The organism is Stenotrophomonas sp. P5_A8 (genome assembly GCF_056400545.1).
On record NZ_JBFULB010000525.1, the window covers coordinates 1 to 1,527 of the forward strand.

Below are 1,527 nucleotides of genomic sequence, written 5' to 3' on the forward strand. Positions count from 1 at the left end.
CGCGCAGAGTGAGTGGGAAAAGACCGTTTAGGCTCGACCAAGCACTCAGTCACGCGCTCATTCACCGGGATATCAGTTCCTTTACCCGCTCGGTTAGAACGCCAATATTGAAAGGTTTGGTTAGAACCGACATTCCCGGTCCTAAATGGCCTTCGTTCAGCATCGCATTCTCAGCGAAGCCAGTGACAAATAGAACTTTGAGGGAAGGGCGCGATACGCGAGCCGCCTCTGCCATCTGACGGCCGTTCATGCCACCTGGCAGCCCTACGTCGCTGATGAGCAGATCCAGCCTGATATCGCTCTGCAATATGCTCAGCCCAGTCAGGCTGTCTGCAGCTTGGATAACGTGGTAGCCCATGTCTTCCAATACATCGGTAAAGAGCATTCGGATGGTAGGCTCGTCGTCGACGATCATCACGGTCTCGCCGGCGTCCGTGGGGACCAGCCGTAGAGGTTCGGTGCTGTGGTCATTGTCCATTGCACTGCCGCTGTAACGGGGCAGATAGATGCACACGCTCGTTCCTTCGCCGATCTCCGAGTAGATCCGAACGTGCCCGCCAGACTGCTTGGCGAAGCCATAAATCATTGAGAGTCCTAGACCAGTTCCGGCACCTATTGGTTTGGTGGTGAAGAACGGATCGAAGGCTCTGGCCACCACCTCCGGCGGCATGCCCGTTCCATTGTCACTGACGGACATTGAGAGGTATTGTCCTTCTGGGATGGAAAGCTCCTTGCCTGCATCTCGGTCGACCCGGCGGTTGCAGGTTTCGACGGTCAGTAGGCCTCCGTCAGGCATGGCATCCCGAGCGTTGATGCACAAGTTGAGCAAGGAATTTTCAAGTTGAGAGCGATCGACCAGTACGGTCCAAAGGTCGGCGGCGCGCATACTTTCGACCCGTATCCCAGGACCGACGGTGCGCTGGATCATGTCCAGCATGTCCCCTATAAGTCGGTTCACGTCAGTCGCAACGGGCAACAATGTCTGTCGACGTGCGAAGGCGAGCAATCGGTGCGTAAGGGCAGCCGCCCGGTCGGATGCGTCCTGAGCCGTGCTGACATATTTTGCTAAGTTTTCAGTACGGCCTTGCTCTACGCGCATGGAAATCAAATCAAGGGCTCCAGATATCCCGGCCAGCAAGTTGTTGAAGTCATGTGCCAGGCCGCCAGTCAGATGCCCCACTGCCTCCATCTTTTGTGACTGACGCAAGGCTTCTTCTGACTGCATCAGCTCTCGCGTGCGCTCTTCAATCCGGTGTTCCAAGGCAGCATTGAGATTGCGTAGCTCTTCGATAGCTTGGTCGCGTTGAGCGAGAAGTTCACGCTTCTCGTCGAGATCTAAGATGACGCCTGGGAAGCGAAGCGGGGTTCCATCATGTGCATGCTCCACTCGCCCGTTAGCTTCCACCCAGTGATAGTCTCCGTCCTGCCTGCGGACGCGATACTGGTGCGCGTATGGACCACCTCGGCAGATCGCATCTCTAATGGCGTTGGCCAATCCTTCTTGGTCACTGGGATGCACATTGGAAA

The 1,527-nt window shown here is 56.3% G+C and carries 1 protein-coding gene; it reads right to left on the reverse strand.

Annotated features, from left to right (window positions below):
* Positions 1-61: 61 nt before the first annotated feature.
* Positions 62-1,527, reverse strand: a 1,466-nt coding sequence (locus tag AC1DQP_RS20355) for an ATP-binding protein (RefSeq protein WP_478052412.1), incomplete at its 5' end; no start/stop codon positions are given.